The organism is Xenorhabdus beddingii (genome assembly GCF_002127545.1).
Taxonomy (GTDB): domain Bacteria; phylum Pseudomonadota; class Gammaproteobacteria; order Enterobacterales; family Enterobacteriaceae; genus Xenorhabdus; species Xenorhabdus beddingii.
Map to the genome: position 1 here is coordinate 46,758 of NZ_MUBK01000019.1, position 17,285 is coordinate 64,042.

Genomic DNA, 17,285 nt, shown 5'->3' on the forward strand with positions numbered 1-17,285 from the left:
TTTACTCTAATTACTATTCATCAATGACTGAGCAATGCGCTTAAATGAGGCAAAGCAGGTATCGAAATCGGGTGTTTTTGTATCAAACACCATTGGGGTGACAAAGTCTGTAAACCTTTGACGAAACATCGGGTTAGATTCTATCTCTTGCAAACCTAGCTGTAATTCTTGAACAGGGTTAGCAACAAACTCCGCATGCTGATTACCAAATCGCTTAACGTCTTCTTGTAACACGGTTTGGAAAAGGGGCATAAGAGTTTCAAAATCAAGTTTCTGCTCTGCGTCAATACAATGTACATCGTATATATGGCGTATCAACGTAGCATCATCTTTGCGCTCAAAATCTCGTTTGACTAGCATGGTACGGCGCAGCATAGAAATGACTTTCTCCACCAAAGTGGACTGAACGGAGATACAAGAAAATGCATTGACTTCGTGAGGCTGATGATATAGCTCAGCAACCAATGATTGAATGCTACGCTGTTCTAAGTGAAGTAGAGGAACAGTTTCCATTAGCTCCAGTCTAATGATTGGGCGCAAGCAAGGCGCTTGGCTAAATTGCTGAGGATATTTTAGTTCATACTCGACATAGCGGTATTCATCACGAACTATTTTTTCTTCAATAGAAAAATAGCTTGATTGATGAGTAAGAGATTTTTCGATTTTTTGAACTAAATCTTTACGTTCCGCCCTGCGTTTGCTTCGACCGAATGAGTTAAATGCATCTGTTGGAATGAGTTTGATATCGACATCTTCCGACATTCTGAGAATTTTTACATTGGATTTAGCCAATGCCGTCCCACCAGAAAAGACCATTTGATGCGTATCAAATTCAAGTTTTTCTAACTCAGCAAGCAAAGCCACTACCCAGTAATCCTTTTCAATAATGGCAGGATTTCCGAGCCCTAAGGCATCGGAAACCTCTAAGAATTGTTCTTTTAATTTTTTCATTTTTAACTTGGTGCGTTAAGTATACGGTTACCAATAACTAGCTTGCGATTAAACTGCTTAGGATTCCACGAATACTGCACAGATGAAGGGATTTGCGTGCTATTACCGGAAAGACTTTGCAACGATAGATTATCTACTTCGAAGTCTACGCCTTTCATCTTAAGAATTTCACGTAAGATCGCATCGGTGCCACCAGGATTCGTTGGCATTAGGCGACCTGTGAGGCTGTTCTTACGAGCCTTAGTATAAAGTCCATACCCGATTTTCATCAGTTCACCTTGCTTGATCAATTGATTAAGCGCACGGCCGATCTGGTCATAACTGGCAATGTCTTCAAAATCTTTGCGTTCAAAGACGTAACGTCTCGAACGTTTCAACTTTTGATTGATTCGAGCTGCTGCTGTCATAGAACCTCCTTCTTTATATAGAAGTATATACCAGTGGAAATAAAACAGGAATAAATACGACATTATCTAATATATAAATACGGCATTAAAATTAAAAAAATATTTTTAATACACTGATTTATAGCCAATATTTTTATTTTCGCAAATATCAGCACAAAAAACAAAACATAATGACCTTCTTTAAACATCAATATTTTCAATTTAAAAATATCGTCCTTTAGACCCTCAGCGTTATTCTGCGTTTTACTTAACCTGAAATCGCATGGGCTTCAACTTTTGGTCTCAAGAACAGGGCCGGCAATGCCACCAACGCCATCACCCAAAATATGCCATATCCGATATGTTCATACATGAAACCCGCCATCACACTCATGACTGCAATACCGCCTCCCATTGCCAAAGCAGAGTAAGTCGCTTGCAGGCGAATGATTTCATTTTCCTTTCTTGCACCAATGAAACGCATCGCAGCCAAATGACAAACCGTAAAAGTGCCACAATGCAGGATTTGAATAATAATCAACACGGGTAATTCGGTCGATATTCCCATCAGCCCCCAACGAACGACACCACAAATCCCGGATAACAACAGCAAATTACGCGCGCTCCAGCGGCGGAACAACCGGTTACTGAAGGTAAAGACCACCACTTCCGCCACCACTCCTAATGACCAAAGGTAACCAATGGTGGATGAGGAATAACCTGCCTGCTCCCAATAGATGGAGCCAAAACTGTAGTATCCCGCATGGGCGGCCTGCAATAAGGTTACGCAGGCTAAAAACTGTCGCACTGACTTTTCGGATAAAAGTTCTTTAAAAGAAACCGCATTCGTATTGGCGGCCTTGATTTTACCTACCGGCATAATGGAAGGTTTCAACATCATTCCCAATAGCATGAGGGTGATACTGAACACTAAAAAAGCCAGAATGATATGGTGTGTTCCAAATAAATCACGGCCAATCCAGCCGTTTAAACGGTCAAATGATATATTCCCGTCAAAATCTAAGCCGCTGATTGAAAAATTGATCCCATCGGCAGACATCAATATGCCGGTCAATGACGAACTAATAATAAATGCAACCGATCCCCAAACCCTGACTTTGCCATAATCAAAAGTAAACTGTTTTTGCCATGTTCCCGCCAAAGCATCCGATAAAGGCACCAACGGCGAAAAAAATAAATTGAAGCCTATCATGACTAAAAAAAGCCACGCCCAATGGCTGCCACAGACAAATCCAACGGAGAAAAGCAAAGCCAGCAGGGAAAGAAGCCGTAACGCCTTAATTAATTTTGCGGGATCTTTTACCGTAGGAGAGATGATTAAACTGCCGATAAATCGAGAAACCAGCCCGATCCCCAGCAAGATGCCTATCATTGAAGGCTCAATACCTTCACCTTTTAACCAAACAGACCAAAAAGGCAAAAATATGCCAAAAGAGAAAAAATAGGTGAAATAACTTAACCCCAACCAAAATGTTGATGGAACAACCATCCCAACGCCCCCATTTTTCAAATGCAAAAAACCCGCTCAAAACTAACGTCATGAGTCGGGCTTATGAGTAAATTACACTTTATTTTTAATTATGCGTAAACCGGATATTTCGCACAGATCGCCAATACTTTCTGCTTAACACTTTCAATCGTCGCTTCATCATTGACGTTATCCAGCACATCACAAATCCAGCCAGCCAGTTCGCGGGTTTCCGCTTCCTTAAAGCCACGGCGGGTAATGGCAGGCGTCCCGATACGAATGCCGGAAGTCACAAATGGACTGCGCGGATCGTTAGGTACGCTATTTTTGTTAACCGTAATATTGGCACGACCCAATGCAGCATCAGCCTCTTTACCGGTAATGTCTTTATCCACCAAATCCAGCAGGAACAGGTGATTTTCCGTTTCGCCGGACACCACTTTATAACCACGTTGCAGGAACTCTGCCACCATAACTTTGGCATTTTTAGCGACTTGCTGCTGATAAGTCTTGAATTCAGGCTCCATCGCTTCTTTCAGTGCGACTGCTTTACCTGCAATAACGTGCATCAGCGGGCCGCCCTGAGATCCCGGGAAAACAGAAGAGTTCAGCTTTTTATACAGCTCTTCATCACCGCCCTTCGCCAGAATCAAACCACCACGTGGACCAGCCAGGGTTTTGTGCGTTGTGGTTGTCACAACATGGGCATGGGGAACCGGGTTTGGATAAACGCCGGCAGCAACCAGACCCGCGACGTGTGCCATATCAACGAACAGGTAAGCACCAATTTCATCAGCGATTTCACGCATCTTCGCCCAATCAACCACACCGGAATAGGCGGAGAAACCCCCGATGATCATTTTAGGCTGGTGTTTTTGCGCTTGGGCACGGATATCGGCGTAATCGATTTTACCGCTTTCATCAATGCCATAAGGTACGATGTTATAAAGTTTACCGGAAAAGTTAACTGGGGAACCATGAGTCAGATGACCACCGTGCGCCAGATTCATCCCTAAAACCGTATCGCCGGGTTTCAGCAGTGTCATGTACACTGCGGCATTTGCCTGAGAGCCAGAGTGTGGCTGGACATTGGCATAATCAGCACCAAACAGCTCTTTGGCCCGATCAATCGCAAGTTGTTCAACCACATCAACATACTCACAGCCACCGTAGTAACGTTTACCCGGATAGCCTTCCGCATATTTATTGGTGAGCTGAGATCCCTGAGCCTGCATCACTCTTGGGCTAGTATAGTTTTCAGAGGCAATCAATTCTATGTGTTCTTCTTGACGACAAACCTCTTGTTCCATCGCTTGCCACAGTTCGGGATCGTAATTCGCAATATTCATTTCACGCTTTAACATTGGGTTCTCCTGACTCAGCCAACATCTCTAAAAAATACCCCTGAGGGCCAGAATGCGACACAGTGTAAACTCTTTTTATCGAATGAGATAGTCTTGACAAGATAATTTACGCAAACGTTTGCATCACATCACCATCACGCATTGAGGACTGAACAACGGGCAATAGCGCCAACCATTTCTGATTTATCAATGATATTTGTGATCTCTGTCAGAGTTTTCATTGGCGCAAATTCTGAATTTTTGATTTAAATCAAGACATTTCTCTTTTCTCCATTTGAAGTCTTCCCAAACATTATAAGTTGCATTTAAAATACAACTTATAAACTTGAGAAAAATTCAGGAGCATCCCATGCTAGATAGTCAGGTTATCGCGACCATAAAATCCACCATTCCGTTAATCGTTTCTACGGGTCCCAAGCTAACTGCGCATTTTTACGAACGTATGTTCAAACATCACCCTGAATTAAAAGATATTTTTAATATGAGCCATCAGATCAACGGAGATCAGCGTGAAGCGCTCTTCAATGCCCTTTGTGCCTATGCTTCCAATATCGATAATCTGTCTGCTTTACTGCCTGCGGTAGAAAAAATCGCTCATAAACATACAAGCCTGAATATTAAACCTGAACATTATCAAATTGTGGGTACGCATTTATTGGCGACCCTTGATGAAATGTTTCATCCCGGTGATGAAGTTCTCAGTGCTTGGGGAAAAGCCTACAACGTACTGGCGGATGTTTTTATCAACCGGGAAGAGGAAATTTACCAACGCGGTGAATCTCAGGAAGGAGGTTGGCGTGGGCTGCGTCAATTCCGTGTTAGCCGCAAACAGCCACAAAGTGATGTGATTACTAGCTTCGAATTTGTCCCGGTTGATGGTGGCGAAGTCATGGATTACAAGCCGGGGCAATATTTAGGGGTCTATATCGAAGATCCCACGTTCGAGAATCGTGAGATCCGCCAATATTCTCTGACCGCAGCCCCCAACGGACGCCATTACCAGATTGCCGTTAAGCGTGAGTCTCAGGGCAAGGTTTCCAATTTCATGCACGATAAAGTACAGGAAGGTGATCTCGTCATGTTGGCAGCGCCACGCGGTGATTTTTTCCTTGATGTGCAACATGATACACCGGTTACGCTGATTTCAGCCGGTGTCGGTTTAACCCCCATGATGAGTATGCTGCAACATCTGCATAATCAGCATCATGCAGGGGCGGTAAATTGGCTTCATGCCGCCGAACATGGTGGCTACCATGCTTTCTCAAATCCGGTCGATGAAATTGCCCAATCCATGCCTAATTTATATTCGCAGGTTTGGTATCGTGAACCCCGGGATAGGGATCAGAAAGGCATACATTACCAACATACCGGACTGATGGATCTCTCTCTCGTAAAAGAATCGATAACGGCGGAAGGAATGCAATTTTATTTCTGTGGGCCAGTGGCTTTCATGCAATATATCGCCAAACAACTTCTGGCAATGGGTATTGATGAACAGCATATCCATTATGAATGTTTTGGCCCGCATAAAGTGATTTAACGACTTTGCATCATAGTGAGACACTGAAATTCCTGATGATCCTTTACTCCCCCGCCAGGCGGGGAGTAAAGGCGTGTCTTGTACGATTAAATCGCTTCTTCGTCCTGTTCGCCAGTTCGAATACGTACCACCCTGGCGACATCGAAAACAAAAATTTTGCCATCACCGATTTTGCCGGTTTGTGCAATTTGCATGATGGTTTCGACACAGGTATCAACAAGATCATCCGGTACAACAATTTCTATTTTGACCTTTGGCAGAAAATCCACCATATATTCTGCACCACGATACAGTTCAGTATGTCCTTTCTGGCGACCAAATCCTTTTACTTCTGTCACGGTCATCCCCGTGATACCCACTTCAGCCAGAGCTTCACGCACATCATCCAGCTTGAAAGGTTTGATAATTGCATCAATCTTTTTCATGAAGTTTTCCTGTCATTACCAGTTCTTACGCCCGAAACCAGAAGTAATCGGGTAACGCCTGTCTTTACCAAAATCACGCTGTGAAATGCGTGGGCCGATAGGTGCCTGACGGCGTTTATATTCATTGATGTCCACCAGCCGGATCACCTTGCGGACAATGGCTTCGTCAAAACCTTCAGCCACCAAGTCGGCCACAGATTTATCTTTTTCAACATATCCCTCAAGAATAGCATCCAGCATGTCATACGGCGGCAAACTATCCTGATCCAATTGGTCAGGCGCCAACTCCGCAGAAGGCGGACGATCTATGACACGCTGAGGAATGGCCGGAGAGACGGTATTACGGTATTGAGACAAAGCAAATACCATCGTTTTAGGGACATCTTTCAACGCGTTGAAACCCCCGGCCATATCACCATACAGGGTTGAATAGCCGACGGCTGATTCACTCTTGTTGCTGGTCGTCAACACCAGACGGCGGCGCTTGTTTGACATCGCCATCAAAATGACTGCGCGGCAACGGGCCTGCAAATTCTCTTCTGTTGTATCTTTTTCCGTCCCGGCGAACATCGGTTCAAGCTGCGCCATAAAAGCATCAAACATCGGTTCGATGGATACCACGTCAAATTCAACACCCAATAATTCCGCCTGTTCTCTGGCATCATGGATGCTCATTTCTGAGGTATAGCGGAAGGGCATCATGACTGCCTGCACATGATCTTTCCCTAAAGCATCCACGGCAATCGCCAAGGTCAGACCGGAATCAATCCCGCCAGATAACCCCAGCAAAGCACCTTTGAAACCATTTTTCCGCACATAGTCACGTACAGAAAGAACCAGTGCCTTATAGATTTGTGCCAAGGTTGGCAATTGAGGAATGGGGTTTGCCATCGGTTCAATTTCCATGCCGTTGAAACGACACTGTTCAACCTGTTCCTCAAAAGCGGCCATACGATGGGTCATTTCACCATTGGCATCAAAGACTTTTGAACAACCATCAAAGATGAGCTGATCTTGCCCACCAACCTGATTAAGGTAGATGATGGGCAATTGGATACGCTGACAATGGGTTTTAATTAATGTACTGCGAATATTCGGTTTTTCACGGTTGTAAGGAGACGCGTTAATCGACAGGATGATCTCGGCACCCGCCTGTTTCAGGGCATCAATAGGTGCATCAAACCACAAGTCTTCACAGATCAATAAACCAAGGTTATACCCCTTGAATGGAATCACACAGCTTTGATCACCCGCATTAAAATAACGCTCTTCATCAAAGACGCCATAGTTGGGCAATAGCTGTTTAAAATAGCGGGCAACAATTTCGCCTTTCCAGAATAGGGAAAGCGCGTTGTAGAGCTTCCCATCCTGTTGCCACGGATGCCCTACCAAAATGCCAACGTGGGCGCTTGCCGCCTGCAAACGTACCAATTGTTCACGGCAGCGTTGATGTAAATCAGGGCGAAACAGTAAATCTTCAGGAAAATAGCCAGACAGTGCCAGCTCAGAAAACATAACCAGATCAGCGCCTTTTGCCTGCTGTTCCTGTACAGTCTGCAACATGCGCTCGCTGTTGCCTTCGATATCTCCCACCAGCCAGTTTAACTGGGCAAGACCAATATTAAGAGTACGACTCATAGAATGCGGCTCTCCTAGGCCATGATTCATCTCTTTGCCTTACTAATGACCTTACTTAGACTCAGCATTAAAAAAGGCAGTTAATCTATATAATTTCTATTCAATTTAAAAGGTTCTGGAATAGCAGGAAAGTTATTCCTTGAAATCGTTGGCATCCAGCTCATGGCGCGCCAGCAACTTATAAAATTCAGTCCGGTTACGTCCGGCCATGCGAGCAGCATGAGTCACATTACCTTTGGTCATCTGCAGTAATTTACGCAGGTAATTCAGTTCAAACTGCCCGCGAGCTTCCACAAATGTCGGCAATGCCGTATTTTCTCCCTCCAATGCTTGTGTCACCAAGGCATCACTAATGACCGGCGCCATGGTCAAGGCCACGCATTGCTCTATGACGTTAACCAATTGACGAACATTACCCGGCCAGCTTGCCGCCATCAGGCATTTCATGGCATTGGTGGAAAAACTACGCACAAAGGGCTTATGGCGCTTGGCCGACTCCCGCAACAGATGATTAGCCAACAGGGGAATATCTTCCGCACGTTCATTCAATGCAGGGATCTTCAGGTTAACAACGTTCAAGCGATAGTAGAGGTCTTCACGAAACTCATTACGCTGCATGGCTTTTGGTAAGTCACGGTGGGTGGCAGAAATAATTCTGACATCAATGTCTATGTCGCGATTACTCCCCAATGGACGAATCTTCCGTTCCTGCAATACCCTCAATAGCTTAACTTGCAGCGCCATCGGCATATCGCCGATCTCATCAAGGAACAAGGTTCCACCCTGAGCCGTCAAAAATAACCCTTCCCGGCTACTGACCGCGCCGGTAAATGCGCCTTTGGCATGACCAAACAGTTCAGATTCCAGTAGTTGCTCAGGCAAGGCACCACAGTTAATGGCAATAAACGGCTTTTTCGCCCTGGGGCTTACCCGATGAATGGCCTGGGCCAGCACCTCTTTACCCGTTCCACTTTGCCCATTAATCAGAACACTCACATCGGATTGGGCCACCATCTTTGCCTGTTCCAACAGACGCAGCATCAAAGGGCTGCGAGTGACGATCTTCTCGCTCCATTGTCCGTCTATGGCGGGTGTCGACAGTTCCAGTGCATCATCAATCGCTTTATAGAGTGCATCACGATCAACAGGCTTGGTCAGGAAGCTAAAGACGCCTTGCTGGGTTGCTGCCACGGCATCAGGAATAGAACCGTGGGCAGTCAGAATAATGACAGGCATACCGGGATGCTGTTTCTGGATTTCGGCAAACAAGGCCATGCCATCCATTTCATCCATGCGTAAGTCACTGATAACTAAATCCACTTTTTCTTTTACCAGTATGCGCAATGCTTCATGTCCACTCTCTGCGGTCGTGACACGAAACCCTTCGCTGGTCAGACGCATTCCCAATAGTTTTAACAAACCGGGATCATCATCCACTAAAAGAAGATGGGCGGGATGGCGCACTGTCATGGTTATTCAGCTCCTTTTGCTGCTGGGGGATTAGCTTCCGTTTTAGTTTTCGGGTCTTTCATTTCCGCACGGGTTGCCGATTCATCTTTCAGTTTGGATTGACGGGATGAATCCTCCGTGCCATTCACGTGTTCTGTTCCACCTGGCGAGGCAATACTACTTTGATCTTGTTTGCGGGAGGAGAGCTGGCGTTCAATATCGGTCAGATTTTCTAGTTTGCGGGTCATTGAATTGAGTTCATATTCCAAACGCATCCGTGTTTCGCTCAAACGGTCAATTCTATTATCGCTGTCAAGCTGGAACCGCTGGAATTTCACCCTTTCTTCGGCGAGACTGATTTTCAAATATTGCTGTTCACGCCACAATTGGAACAGTGGCCGCAAAGCCACCGGAAACTGTGTACTATATTGATTAAGATTTTCTACAATTTTCCGGCGTTCTGCCAATGAAGAAGTCGCTCTGTTTATCAAAATACTCTGTTTGAACATTTGATGCCAATCAGTCGGATTGAAATGGTTCGCCATATTGCGGGCTTCAACTGAGGAAAATCGATCCGCACAATCAATCACTCTCAGCCAGTAAAGCCCGTTTTCTATTGCCGCAGGTTTCGTCATATCCCAGATTAAATCACAGTCCTTAAAACGATAATCTGTGACATGGTGCTCTGGCAGGATAGACTGAGCCATTGCTGACAAATTGTCTGTTCCGCTGGTTTTAGCACACCCGGTCAGTAGATAGGGAATAAACAATAACAACATGGCACGGAAACGCAGGGGCGACACCCGTTCCAGCATGGGCTGCCTAACAGCCGTTTTTTTCATTGGCTGAGTCACAATATCTTGCTGTCCCGTCTTCGTCATAAAGCGGTAAGTAAACCTGTTATACATATTATTTAGTCATTCTCTGCGGTTAATGGCAGTTCAATTCGAAAACATACGTCAGCAAATTCGGATTCTATCAGATGGAGCTTCCCCCCCATTTGTTTAATACAATCTTGCGCGATACTCAAGCCAAGGCCACTTCCTTTAACCGCACCTTTTCTTTGCAGTTTTCCTTGATAAAATGGCTCGAAAATCATGCTTTTTTCTAATTCGGGGATAGGCGTTCCTGTATTGGCAATGTCAATATGAAGATTTCCTCCCGCTTGCCGACTGGAAATCCAAATGTTACCGGATTCAGCGCCATAGTGCACTGCATTGGAGTAGAGATTATCAATCACCCGCCTCAATAAGTTAGGTTCTGCCCAACAATAATCCATATTCAATTGAATTTCCGTATTAATATTTTTTGCGCGGGCGGGCAGTTGATGTGACAACACAACACCATCCACAATGTCTTTTAAAAATACGATTTGATGCTCGGCAGAGCCATCCGCCAATTTTCGGTTATATTCGAGCAATTGTTCGATAAGCTGCTGTAAATGTTTACTACTGCTATCCAAAATGCTCACAACTTCTTTTTGATCTGCGGTCAGCGGCCCGGCAATTTCATCCGCCAACAGCTCTGTCCCTTCACGCATACTTGCCAAAGGTGTTTTCAGTTCATGGGAAATATGGCGTAAAAACTCGTGGCGCTGAGATTCAAGCCAGGACAAACGTTCACTTAACCAGATAATACGCTGTGCCAGCGATCGCAACTCCCTCGGCCCCTTAAATGACTCAATCTCATTTTCCAATGATTGCCCTTTCCCCAACCGATTTATCATCCGTTCAATGCGTTTCACCGGCCCAATGATCATACGTGTAAACAGAGCCACCAAAAACGCACTTAACAAGAATAAAATGAGACTCTGCCAACCAAAAAGCTGGCCTTTATCTGCAATATCTTTTTGCAATTGTTCACCCCGGCTGAAAATGATATTCCGGGTTTCCTGTACCAAAAGATTATTAGCCGTGGAGAATTCTTCAAGTAATTTAGATATGGCAGGTTTCGGCACGCCATTACTACAGGAAATTGTCGTCAGCCCTGACAATAATTTATTAAATTTTTCCGTATATTCCGCGTTGGCCAACATTGTCATCTGATTACCGAGCATATGGGTATATTGCCGGTATTGACGTTGATAGAGCTTTTCCAGCCGGGCGTCTCCCAAGACACAATATTGGCGGTAACTACGTTCCATCTCAAGGGCAACACCAATCATGGCTTCGCTACGACGGGCATCCGACAACGTTGCACGGCTAATTTCAGCGGCTTGGGTACTCAACTGGTCAAGGCTTTGATAGGCTTGATAGGCCAGTACCAATAATGGCAACAATACCAGCCAGAAAGCCATGACAACCAATTGGCGCAATGAGCGCGGAAATAAACGCCATTTTTTTAAAGAAATCATCTCATAACCTGCAAAGACATTGATGCTAACCGACATAAGGCAGAGGAAGAAATCGGCCTGATGATAGATTCTAAAGCTATTTTTTCTCTTTTCTGAAACCAGTTGAAAACCGAAATTAATTAAAAACTGAAACCAATTAAAAATAATGGGTCATTGAGAACGATGTGGATGCAAACATAAACACGATGGACAGGGCTTGCCTGTAATAATGACGGCGGGATAGTAATCTTTTTACTATCCCGCCAGTGAGGATCCCTCATGCTACCTAATGAGCATGTAGGTGGTGCCTCACTCCACGTGTCGCCCTGTGTTTGATAAAGCCCGAAAGCGAGTATCATTGAGTTGGACGGTAGGCACCTTACTTCGGCGTCATTCTGGGCTTATGTGGCATGTTTCCACCTGATTGTGGGCCGACATAAAAAGTTGAATGAGCAACTGCCGATTATTATGCACATTACATGCCAACTTGTAAAACAATTATCAATCATTTGATTTTATTGGTAATATATAAAAAAATAAATTCATCGGCTCTCTTTACCCATATTTTTTGATACTCAATATGTATTATTGTCGCCTATTGATGACACTTAACCAAGAATAAATATTTTAATAATAATATCAAAGCATTAAATGTCTCCAATTTGAGACACCTTAAAAGGCGATTGTCGTCGTATAGAGACATCATTACAGGAACCCATCACTTCAAGGTAATGGAAAAAAATTCCTCGTTTTAGTTGAATATTATGTCGTGCAGCGACTGAAAACATCCAGATGGCTAAAAATATATAAAAATATAACTTGCTTAATATTCGAGGTCATGCGTTAATAGCCCCGTCGGTTTGAAAGACAGACCTCATACAAAGCAGTTTATTAAAGCAGTTCTCATCCACAGGCGTTATCCCAGATATCCCTTCTTTTTGAGTTTCTCCCTTAAGCGCTAAGTAGTTTCTGTAAAACAGGCCATATTCGCCTAAAAAAGGCTCAAACAAAGGAAATATCATATGTCTAGTAAAATGACTGGTTTAGTAAAATGGTTTAATGCAGATAAAGGTTTTGGTTTTATCTCCCCTGCTGATGGAAGCAAAGACGTGTTCGTACACTTCTCCGCTATTCAGAGTAACGACTACCGTACTCTGTACGAAGGCCAGAAAGTCGAATTCTCCATCGAGGATGGTGCCAAAGGCCCAGCAGCAGCAAACGTTGTGCCTGCAGCGTAAAAGCTCCCTCCAATCCTTTCCTCTGCGATAGCGAAGACGGCCTCCGGCCTGAGTGGACAGAGTTGACGGGATGTCAGGGTATTTTCAGTTACCGGTATGGATAAGACCGGACCGGTTTCTGAATTAGCCCCCCAAGTCAGTATGTTACGATCCCCGTTTTCTGAAACAGACTTCTTTGATTCCACTATCAATAGAATTTAAGCGTTCGATCCATTGAAAGTTTAACTTCCATGTCTCCTATCTTCTTGCCTTCTATCTTCTTGCCTTCTATCTTCTTGTTAGCTGATATCCAAAAAAAATTTTGTGCCATTTCTAGCCGATTTGTTCTGTGATTAGCATAATGCTATTTCAAAACATCAAATAAAAAATAAAGGCCCTGAAAATTTATCAGGGCCTTTTTACAAAAAAAAGTTTACAGGAAATAGAGTGAAAGGAATTAACCTAACTGTCTGCGTGCATTACGGAAAATTCGCATCCATGGGCTATCTTCTCCCCACTCTTTAGGATGCCAGGAGTGACTGACCGTGCGGAATACCCTTTCAGGATGCGGCATCATCACCGTAACTCGTCCATCAAGGCTGGTTACCGAAGTAATGCCGTTCACTGAGCCATTTGGATTTGCAGGATAGTTTTCTGTCGCTGAACCGTAGTTATCGACAAAGCGCAGTGCCACCTGCTGATGTTTTTCAAGTTCCAGCAAACTCTGGCTGTTTCTGAACTCCACCTGACCTTCACCGTGGGCCACCGCGATGGGTAAGCGGGAACCTGCCATCTCTTTCAGGAAGAGTGAAGGGCTATCCGCGACTTCCACTAAGCTAAAACGCGCTTCATAACGTTCTGAACGGTTACGGACAAAACGCGGCCAATGCTCTGTACCCGGGATCAGTTCATGCAAATTAGACATCATCTGACATCCGTTACATACGCCAAGTGCCAGCGTATCCGGCCTTGCGAAGAAATTCGCAAAATCATCACGTACCCGTGCATTGAACAGAATGGATTTTGCCCAACCTTCACCTGCGCCGAGAACATCTCCGTATGAGAAGCCACCGCAAGCCACCAAGGTCTGGAATTGCTCCAGCGTAATTCGTCCACTCAGCAGGTCACTCATGTGAACATCAACGGCTTCAAACCCGGCACGATGGAATGCCGCCGCCATTTCAACATGAGAATTGACCCCCTGTTCACGCAGTACGGCAACCCGTGGGCGTACTTGTTTCGAGATGTAACAGGCAGCAATGTCTTCTGCGGGATCAAAGGATAATTTCACATTCAGGCCGGGATCATTCACATCCTGTTTTGCCTGATGTTCTTGATCCGCACATGCCGGGTTATCACGCAAACGCTGCATCTGCCACGTTGTTTCCGCCCACCATAAGCGCAATATGCTACGGTTTTGACGATAAACCTCCATATTGCCACTGGAAATGACAAAATCATCACCGACCTGAGCTTTACCCAAATAATGAACACATTCATTCAAGCCATAATCCGCCAACAGATTTTCAACCTGTTCTCTGTCAGTTTGGCGAATTTGTATCACTGCACCCAATTCTTCACTAAACAGGGCGGCCAAAATGTCTTCATCAAATGCACTGATATCAACTTGCAGCCCACAATGCCCCGCAAAGGCCATTTCAGCCAAGGTCACCAGCAGTCCACCATCAGAACGGTCGTGATAAGCCAACAATTTTTGTTCTGAAATCAGTTGCTGGATCGCATTAAAGAAACCGGCAAGTTGCTCCACACTGCGAACATCGGCAGTTTTATCACCAAGCTGACGATAAACCTGGGCGAGTGCGGTGCCCCCCAAAGCATTCTGCCCTTGTCCCAGATCGATCAACAAGAGGGCGTTATCCTCCTCTGTCGCTAACTCTGGAGTGACCGTGCGACGCACATCTTCCACGCGGGAAAAGGCACTGATCACCAATGAAAGCGGTGAAGTCATTTCACGCCCTTCCCCGTTTTGATCCCAACGGGTTTTCATTGACATCGAATCCTTACCCACAGGAATGGTCAATCCCAACGCCGGACACAACTCTTCCCCCACGGCTTTCACCGCAGCATATAATCCCGCATCTTCACCCGCATGGCCTGACGCCGACATCCAGTTCGCCGATAATTTCACTCGCTTAAGATCTTGCACATAAGCCGAAGCGATATTAGTCAATGCTTCCCCAACCGCCATACGTGCCGAGGCAGCAAAATCCAGTAAGGCAACCGGTGCCCGTTCCCCTATTGACATCGCTTCGCCATAATAGCTATCCAAGCTGGCGGTAGTCACTGCGCAGTCCGCCACGGGAATTTGCCACGGGCCAACCATTTGATCACGGGCAACCATGCCCGTGATGGAGCGATCTCCAATCGTAATCAGGAATGTTTTCTCCGCCACCGCCGGTAAATGCAGGACACGTTTTACCGCTTCCGCGAGATCAATTCCTTTGCGATCCAAATGTTGTCCCTGTGCTTCCAAGACCTGAACATTTTTTAACATTTTGGGCGTGTTACCGAGCAGCACATCCAAAGGCATGTCGATTGGCTGATTATCGAAATGGTTGTCATTCAGCAAAAGGTGCCGTTCTTCCGTTGCTTCCCCAATCACCGCATAAGGGGCGCGTTCACGACGGCATATTTCTTCAAATTGGGCGAGCTGCTCTGGGGCTACAGCCAGCACATAACGCTCCTGGGATTCATTGCACCATAACTGCAATGGGCTCATTCCCGGTTCATCATTAAGAATGTTACGCAATTCAAAACGCCCACCCCGGCCGCCATCACTGACCAATTCAGGCATGGCATTCGACAAACCACCCGCGCCCACATCGTGGATAAACAGCACGGGGTTTTTCTCTCCCAGTTGCCAGCAACTATCGATGACTTCCTGACAACGGCGTTCCATCTCTGCATTGTCACGCTGTACGGAGGCAAAATCTAAGTCAGCATCAGATTGACCAGACGCCATCGAAGAGGCCGCACCGCCCCCCAGACCGATATTCATGCTTGGGCCACCCAGCACAATGAGTTTTGCACCCACTGAGATCTCGCCTTTCTGGACGTGCTCTGCACGAATATTTCCGATTCCCCCTGCCAGCATGATGGGTTTGTGATAACCGCGCAGTTCCGTGCCATTATGGGAGTGCACTTTTTCTTCATACGTCCTGAAATACCCCAACAACGCCGGGCGCCCGAACTCATTATTAAACGCCGCGCCTCCCAATGGGCCTTCCAGCATGATATCCAACGCACTGACAATCCGCTCAGGCTTGCCGAAATCTTCTTCCCAAGGCTGTTCAAAGCCGGGAATTCTCAAGTTTGAGACTGAAAAACCCACCAGACCGGCTTTAGGCTTGGCTCCCCGCCCGGTTGCCCCTTCATCACGAATTTCACCGCCTGAGCCGGTTGCCGCTCCCGGCCAAGGCGAAATTGCCGTTGGATGGTTATGGGTTTCAACTTTCATGAGGATATGGGCGGGTTCTTGATGGTAATCATAGGCTCCGGTTGCCGGATCAGGGAAAAAGCGACCAACATGAGAGCCTTCCATCACCGCAGCGTTATCTTTATAAGCCGAGAGCACATAATCCGGTGTCTGTTCAAATGTATTTTTGATCATTTTGAACAGCGACTTAGGTTGAACCTGACCATCAATAACCCAATCGGCATTGAAGATTTTGTGGCGGCAGTGTTCCGAATTCGCCTGCGCAAACATATAGAGTTCAATATCCGTCGGATTACGCTCCAACATCTGGAACGCGTTCACCAGATAGTCAATTTCATCCGCAGCCAGGGCCAATCCCAGTTCAATATTGGCCGATTCCAGTGCTGCCCGTCCCTGCTGCAAGACATCAATGTGTTTCAATGGTGAGGGTTTTTGCTGGGCAAACAGAACTTCAGCCTGTTCAAACTGCGTGAATACACTTTCCATCATGCGGTCATGCAGTAATGCCGACAATGTTTGCTCCTGTTCAGCACTCATGCCCGCACTCTGAATATAATAGGCAATTCCCCGTTCTAAACGAACAATTTGCTTCAGCCCACAATTGTGGACAATCTCTGTCGCTTTCGATGACCAAGGCGATAGGGTTCCCGGCCTGGGTGTGACTAACAATAGTTGACCTTTAGGCTCATATTCAGCCAAAGAAGGGCCATACTTTAATAGTCGATTTAATTTTTCCCGTTCATCTCCTGTGATGGGGGCATTAACATCTGCGAAATGCACATATTCTGCATAAATTTCTGTTACAGGAAGACGCTGATCTTGGCACTGGGAAAGGAGCTTAGTAATACGAAACGCTGATAAAGCGGGCGAGCCACGCAGAATTTCCATCATTATAGGTTCTCTCATCTTAGAAGCAAAGCCTGACTGATGCCTCAGGGGAAACGCCGGACATTATAGAGGAATGTTTGCTTTGACGAAACCGTTTGCGTGACTGTTTATTGAGCCAACAATCCACTCAATAGAATTTATAAACTGAT

The 17,285-nt window shown here is 45.6% G+C and carries 12 protein-coding genes; 2 read left to right on the top strand and 10 right to left on the bottom strand.

Annotated elements, in window-relative coordinates; genetic code table 11:
- Nucleotides 1-6: 6 nt before the first annotated feature.
- The 4 genes from Xbed_RS12020 to glyA form a co-directional block, all read right to left on the bottom strand.
- The gene (locus tag Xbed_RS12020; RefSeq protein ID WP_086113162.1) at nucleotides 7-951 is read right to left on the bottom strand and encodes a nucleotidyl transferase AbiEii/AbiGii toxin family protein; all 945 of its coding nucleotides are present in this window, start codon (nucleotides 949-951) and stop codon (nucleotides 7-9) included.
- Nucleotides 952-953: 2 nt separating this feature from the next.
- On the bottom strand, nucleotides 954-1,358 hold the full coding sequence (locus tag Xbed_RS12025) for a DUF6088 family protein (protein WP_086113163.1): 405 nt from the start codon (nucleotides 1,356-1,358) through the stop codon (nucleotides 954-956).
- Between the two features lie 247 nt (nucleotides 1,359-1,605).
- Nucleotides 1,606-2,847, bottom strand: coding sequence for a 3-phenylpropionate MFS transporter (locus Xbed_RS12030; protein WP_086113164.1), 1,242 nt, complete (start codon nucleotides 2,845-2,847; stop codon nucleotides 1,606-1,608).
- 89 nt (nucleotides 2,848-2,936) lie between these two features.
- Nucleotides 2,937-4,190, bottom strand: coding sequence for a serine hydroxymethyltransferase (gene glyA / locus Xbed_RS12035; RefSeq protein WP_086113165.1), 1,254 nt, complete (start codon nucleotides 4,188-4,190; stop codon nucleotides 2,937-2,939).
- 349 nt (nucleotides 4,191-4,539) lie between these two features.
- Between glyA and hmpA the strand changes: the two genes are divergently transcribed.
- Nucleotides 4,540-5,730, top strand: a complete 1,191-nt coding sequence (hmpA, locus tag Xbed_RS12040) for an NO-inducible flavohemoprotein (protein ID WP_086113166.1) — start codon at nucleotides 4,540-4,542, stop codon at nucleotides 5,728-5,730.
- 86 nt (nucleotides 5,731-5,816) lie between these two features.
- On the opposite strand, the gene glnB is transcribed toward hmpA, so the two are convergent.
- The 5 genes from glnB to Xbed_RS12065 all read right to left on the bottom strand — a co-directional run bounded on the left by glnB (nucleotide 5,817) and on the right by Xbed_RS12065 (nucleotide 11,595).
- Nucleotides 5,817-6,155, bottom strand: a complete 339-nt coding sequence (gene glnB, locus Xbed_RS12045) for a nitrogen regulatory protein P-II (RefSeq protein ID WP_086113167.1) — start codon at nucleotides 6,153-6,155, stop codon at nucleotides 5,817-5,819.
- A 15-nt stretch (nucleotides 6,156-6,170) separates the two neighbouring features.
- On the bottom strand, nucleotides 6,171-7,793 hold the full coding sequence (locus tag Xbed_RS12050; RefSeq protein WP_086113168.1) for an NAD+ synthase: 1,623 nt from the start codon (nucleotides 7,791-7,793) through the stop codon (nucleotides 6,171-6,173).
- A gap of 132 nt (nucleotides 7,794-7,925) precedes the next feature.
- A complete protein-coding gene (glrR, locus tag Xbed_RS12055; RefSeq protein ID WP_086113169.1) occupies nucleotides 7,926-9,263 on the bottom strand; it encodes a two-component system response regulator GlrR in 1,338 nt (445 codons plus the stop codon).
- Between the two features lie 2 nt (nucleotides 9,264-9,265).
- Nucleotides 9,266-10,123, bottom strand: coding sequence for a two-component system QseEF-associated lipoprotein QseG (gene qseG / locus Xbed_RS12060; protein ID WP_139837485.1), 858 nt, complete (start codon nucleotides 10,121-10,123; stop codon nucleotides 9,266-9,268).
- Between the two features lie 32 nt (nucleotides 10,124-10,155).
- Nucleotides 10,156-11,595 (bottom strand): sensor histidine kinase, encoded by a 1,440-nt coding sequence (locus Xbed_RS12065; protein ID WP_139837486.1) that lies wholly within the window; start codon nucleotides 11,593-11,595, stop codon nucleotides 10,156-10,158.
- A gap of 1,001 nt (nucleotides 11,596-12,596) precedes the next feature.
- Here Xbed_RS12065 and cspG point away from each other — a divergent pair.
- Nucleotides 12,597-12,812 carry a cold shock protein CspG gene (gene cspG / locus Xbed_RS12070; protein ID WP_086113172.1) on the top strand — a complete coding sequence of 72 codons (216 nt, stop codon included), beginning with the start codon at nucleotides 12,597-12,599 and terminating at the stop codon, nucleotides 12,810-12,812.
- 436 nt (nucleotides 12,813-13,248) lie between these two features.
- Here cspG and purL read toward each other — a convergent pair whose 3' ends face one another.
- Entirely contained in the window at nucleotides 13,249-17,136 is a 3,888-nt protein-coding gene (gene purL / locus Xbed_RS12075) for a phosphoribosylformylglycinamidine synthase (protein WP_086113204.1), read from the bottom strand.
- Nucleotides 17,137-17,285: the final 149 nt, after the last annotated feature.

Bases quoted from the DNA above. Each gene is read 5' to 3' on its own strand.
- qseG (WP_139837485.1), bottom strand. From the start codon at position 10,123: ATGACGAAGACGGGACAGCAAGATATTGTGACTCAGCCAATGAAAAAA.
- hmpA (WP_086113166.1), top strand. From the start codon at position 4,540: ATGCTAGATAGTCAGGTTATCGCGACCATAAAATCCACCATTCCGTTA.
- glrR (WP_086113169.1), bottom strand. From the start codon at position 9,263: ATGACAGTGCGCCATCCCGCCCATCTTCTTTTAGTGGATGATGATCCC.
- cspG (WP_086113172.1), top strand. From the start codon at position 12,597: ATGTCTAGTAAAATGACTGGTTTAGTAAAATGGTTTAATGCAGATAAA.
- Xbed_RS12030 (WP_086113164.1), bottom strand. From the start codon at position 2,847: ATGGTTGTTCCATCAACATTTTGGTTGGGGTTAAGTTATTTCACCTAT.
- Xbed_RS12050 (WP_086113168.1), bottom strand. From the start codon at position 7,793: ATGAGTCGTACTCTTAATATTGGTCTTGCCCAGTTAAACTGGCTGGTG.
- purL (WP_086113204.1), bottom strand. From the start codon at position 17,136: ATGGAAATTCTGCGTGGCTCGCCCGCTTTATCAGCGTTTCGTATTACT.
- Xbed_RS12025 (WP_086113163.1), bottom strand. From the start codon at position 1,358: ATGACAGCAGCAGCTCGAATCAATCAAAAGTTGAAACGTTCGAGACGT.
- glnB (WP_086113167.1), bottom strand. From the start codon at position 6,155: ATGAAAAAGATTGATGCAATTATCAAACCTTTCAAGCTGGATGATGTG.
- Xbed_RS12065 (WP_139837486.1), bottom strand. From the start codon at position 11,595: ATGATTTCTTTAAAAAAATGGCGTTTATTTCCGCGCTCATTGCGCCAA.
- glyA (WP_086113165.1), bottom strand. From the start codon at position 4,190: ATGTTAAAGCGTGAAATGAATATTGCGAATTACGATCCCGAACTGTGG.
- Xbed_RS12020 (WP_086113162.1), bottom strand. From the start codon at position 951: ATGAAAAAATTAAAAGAACAATTCTTAGAGGTTTCCGATGCCTTAGGG.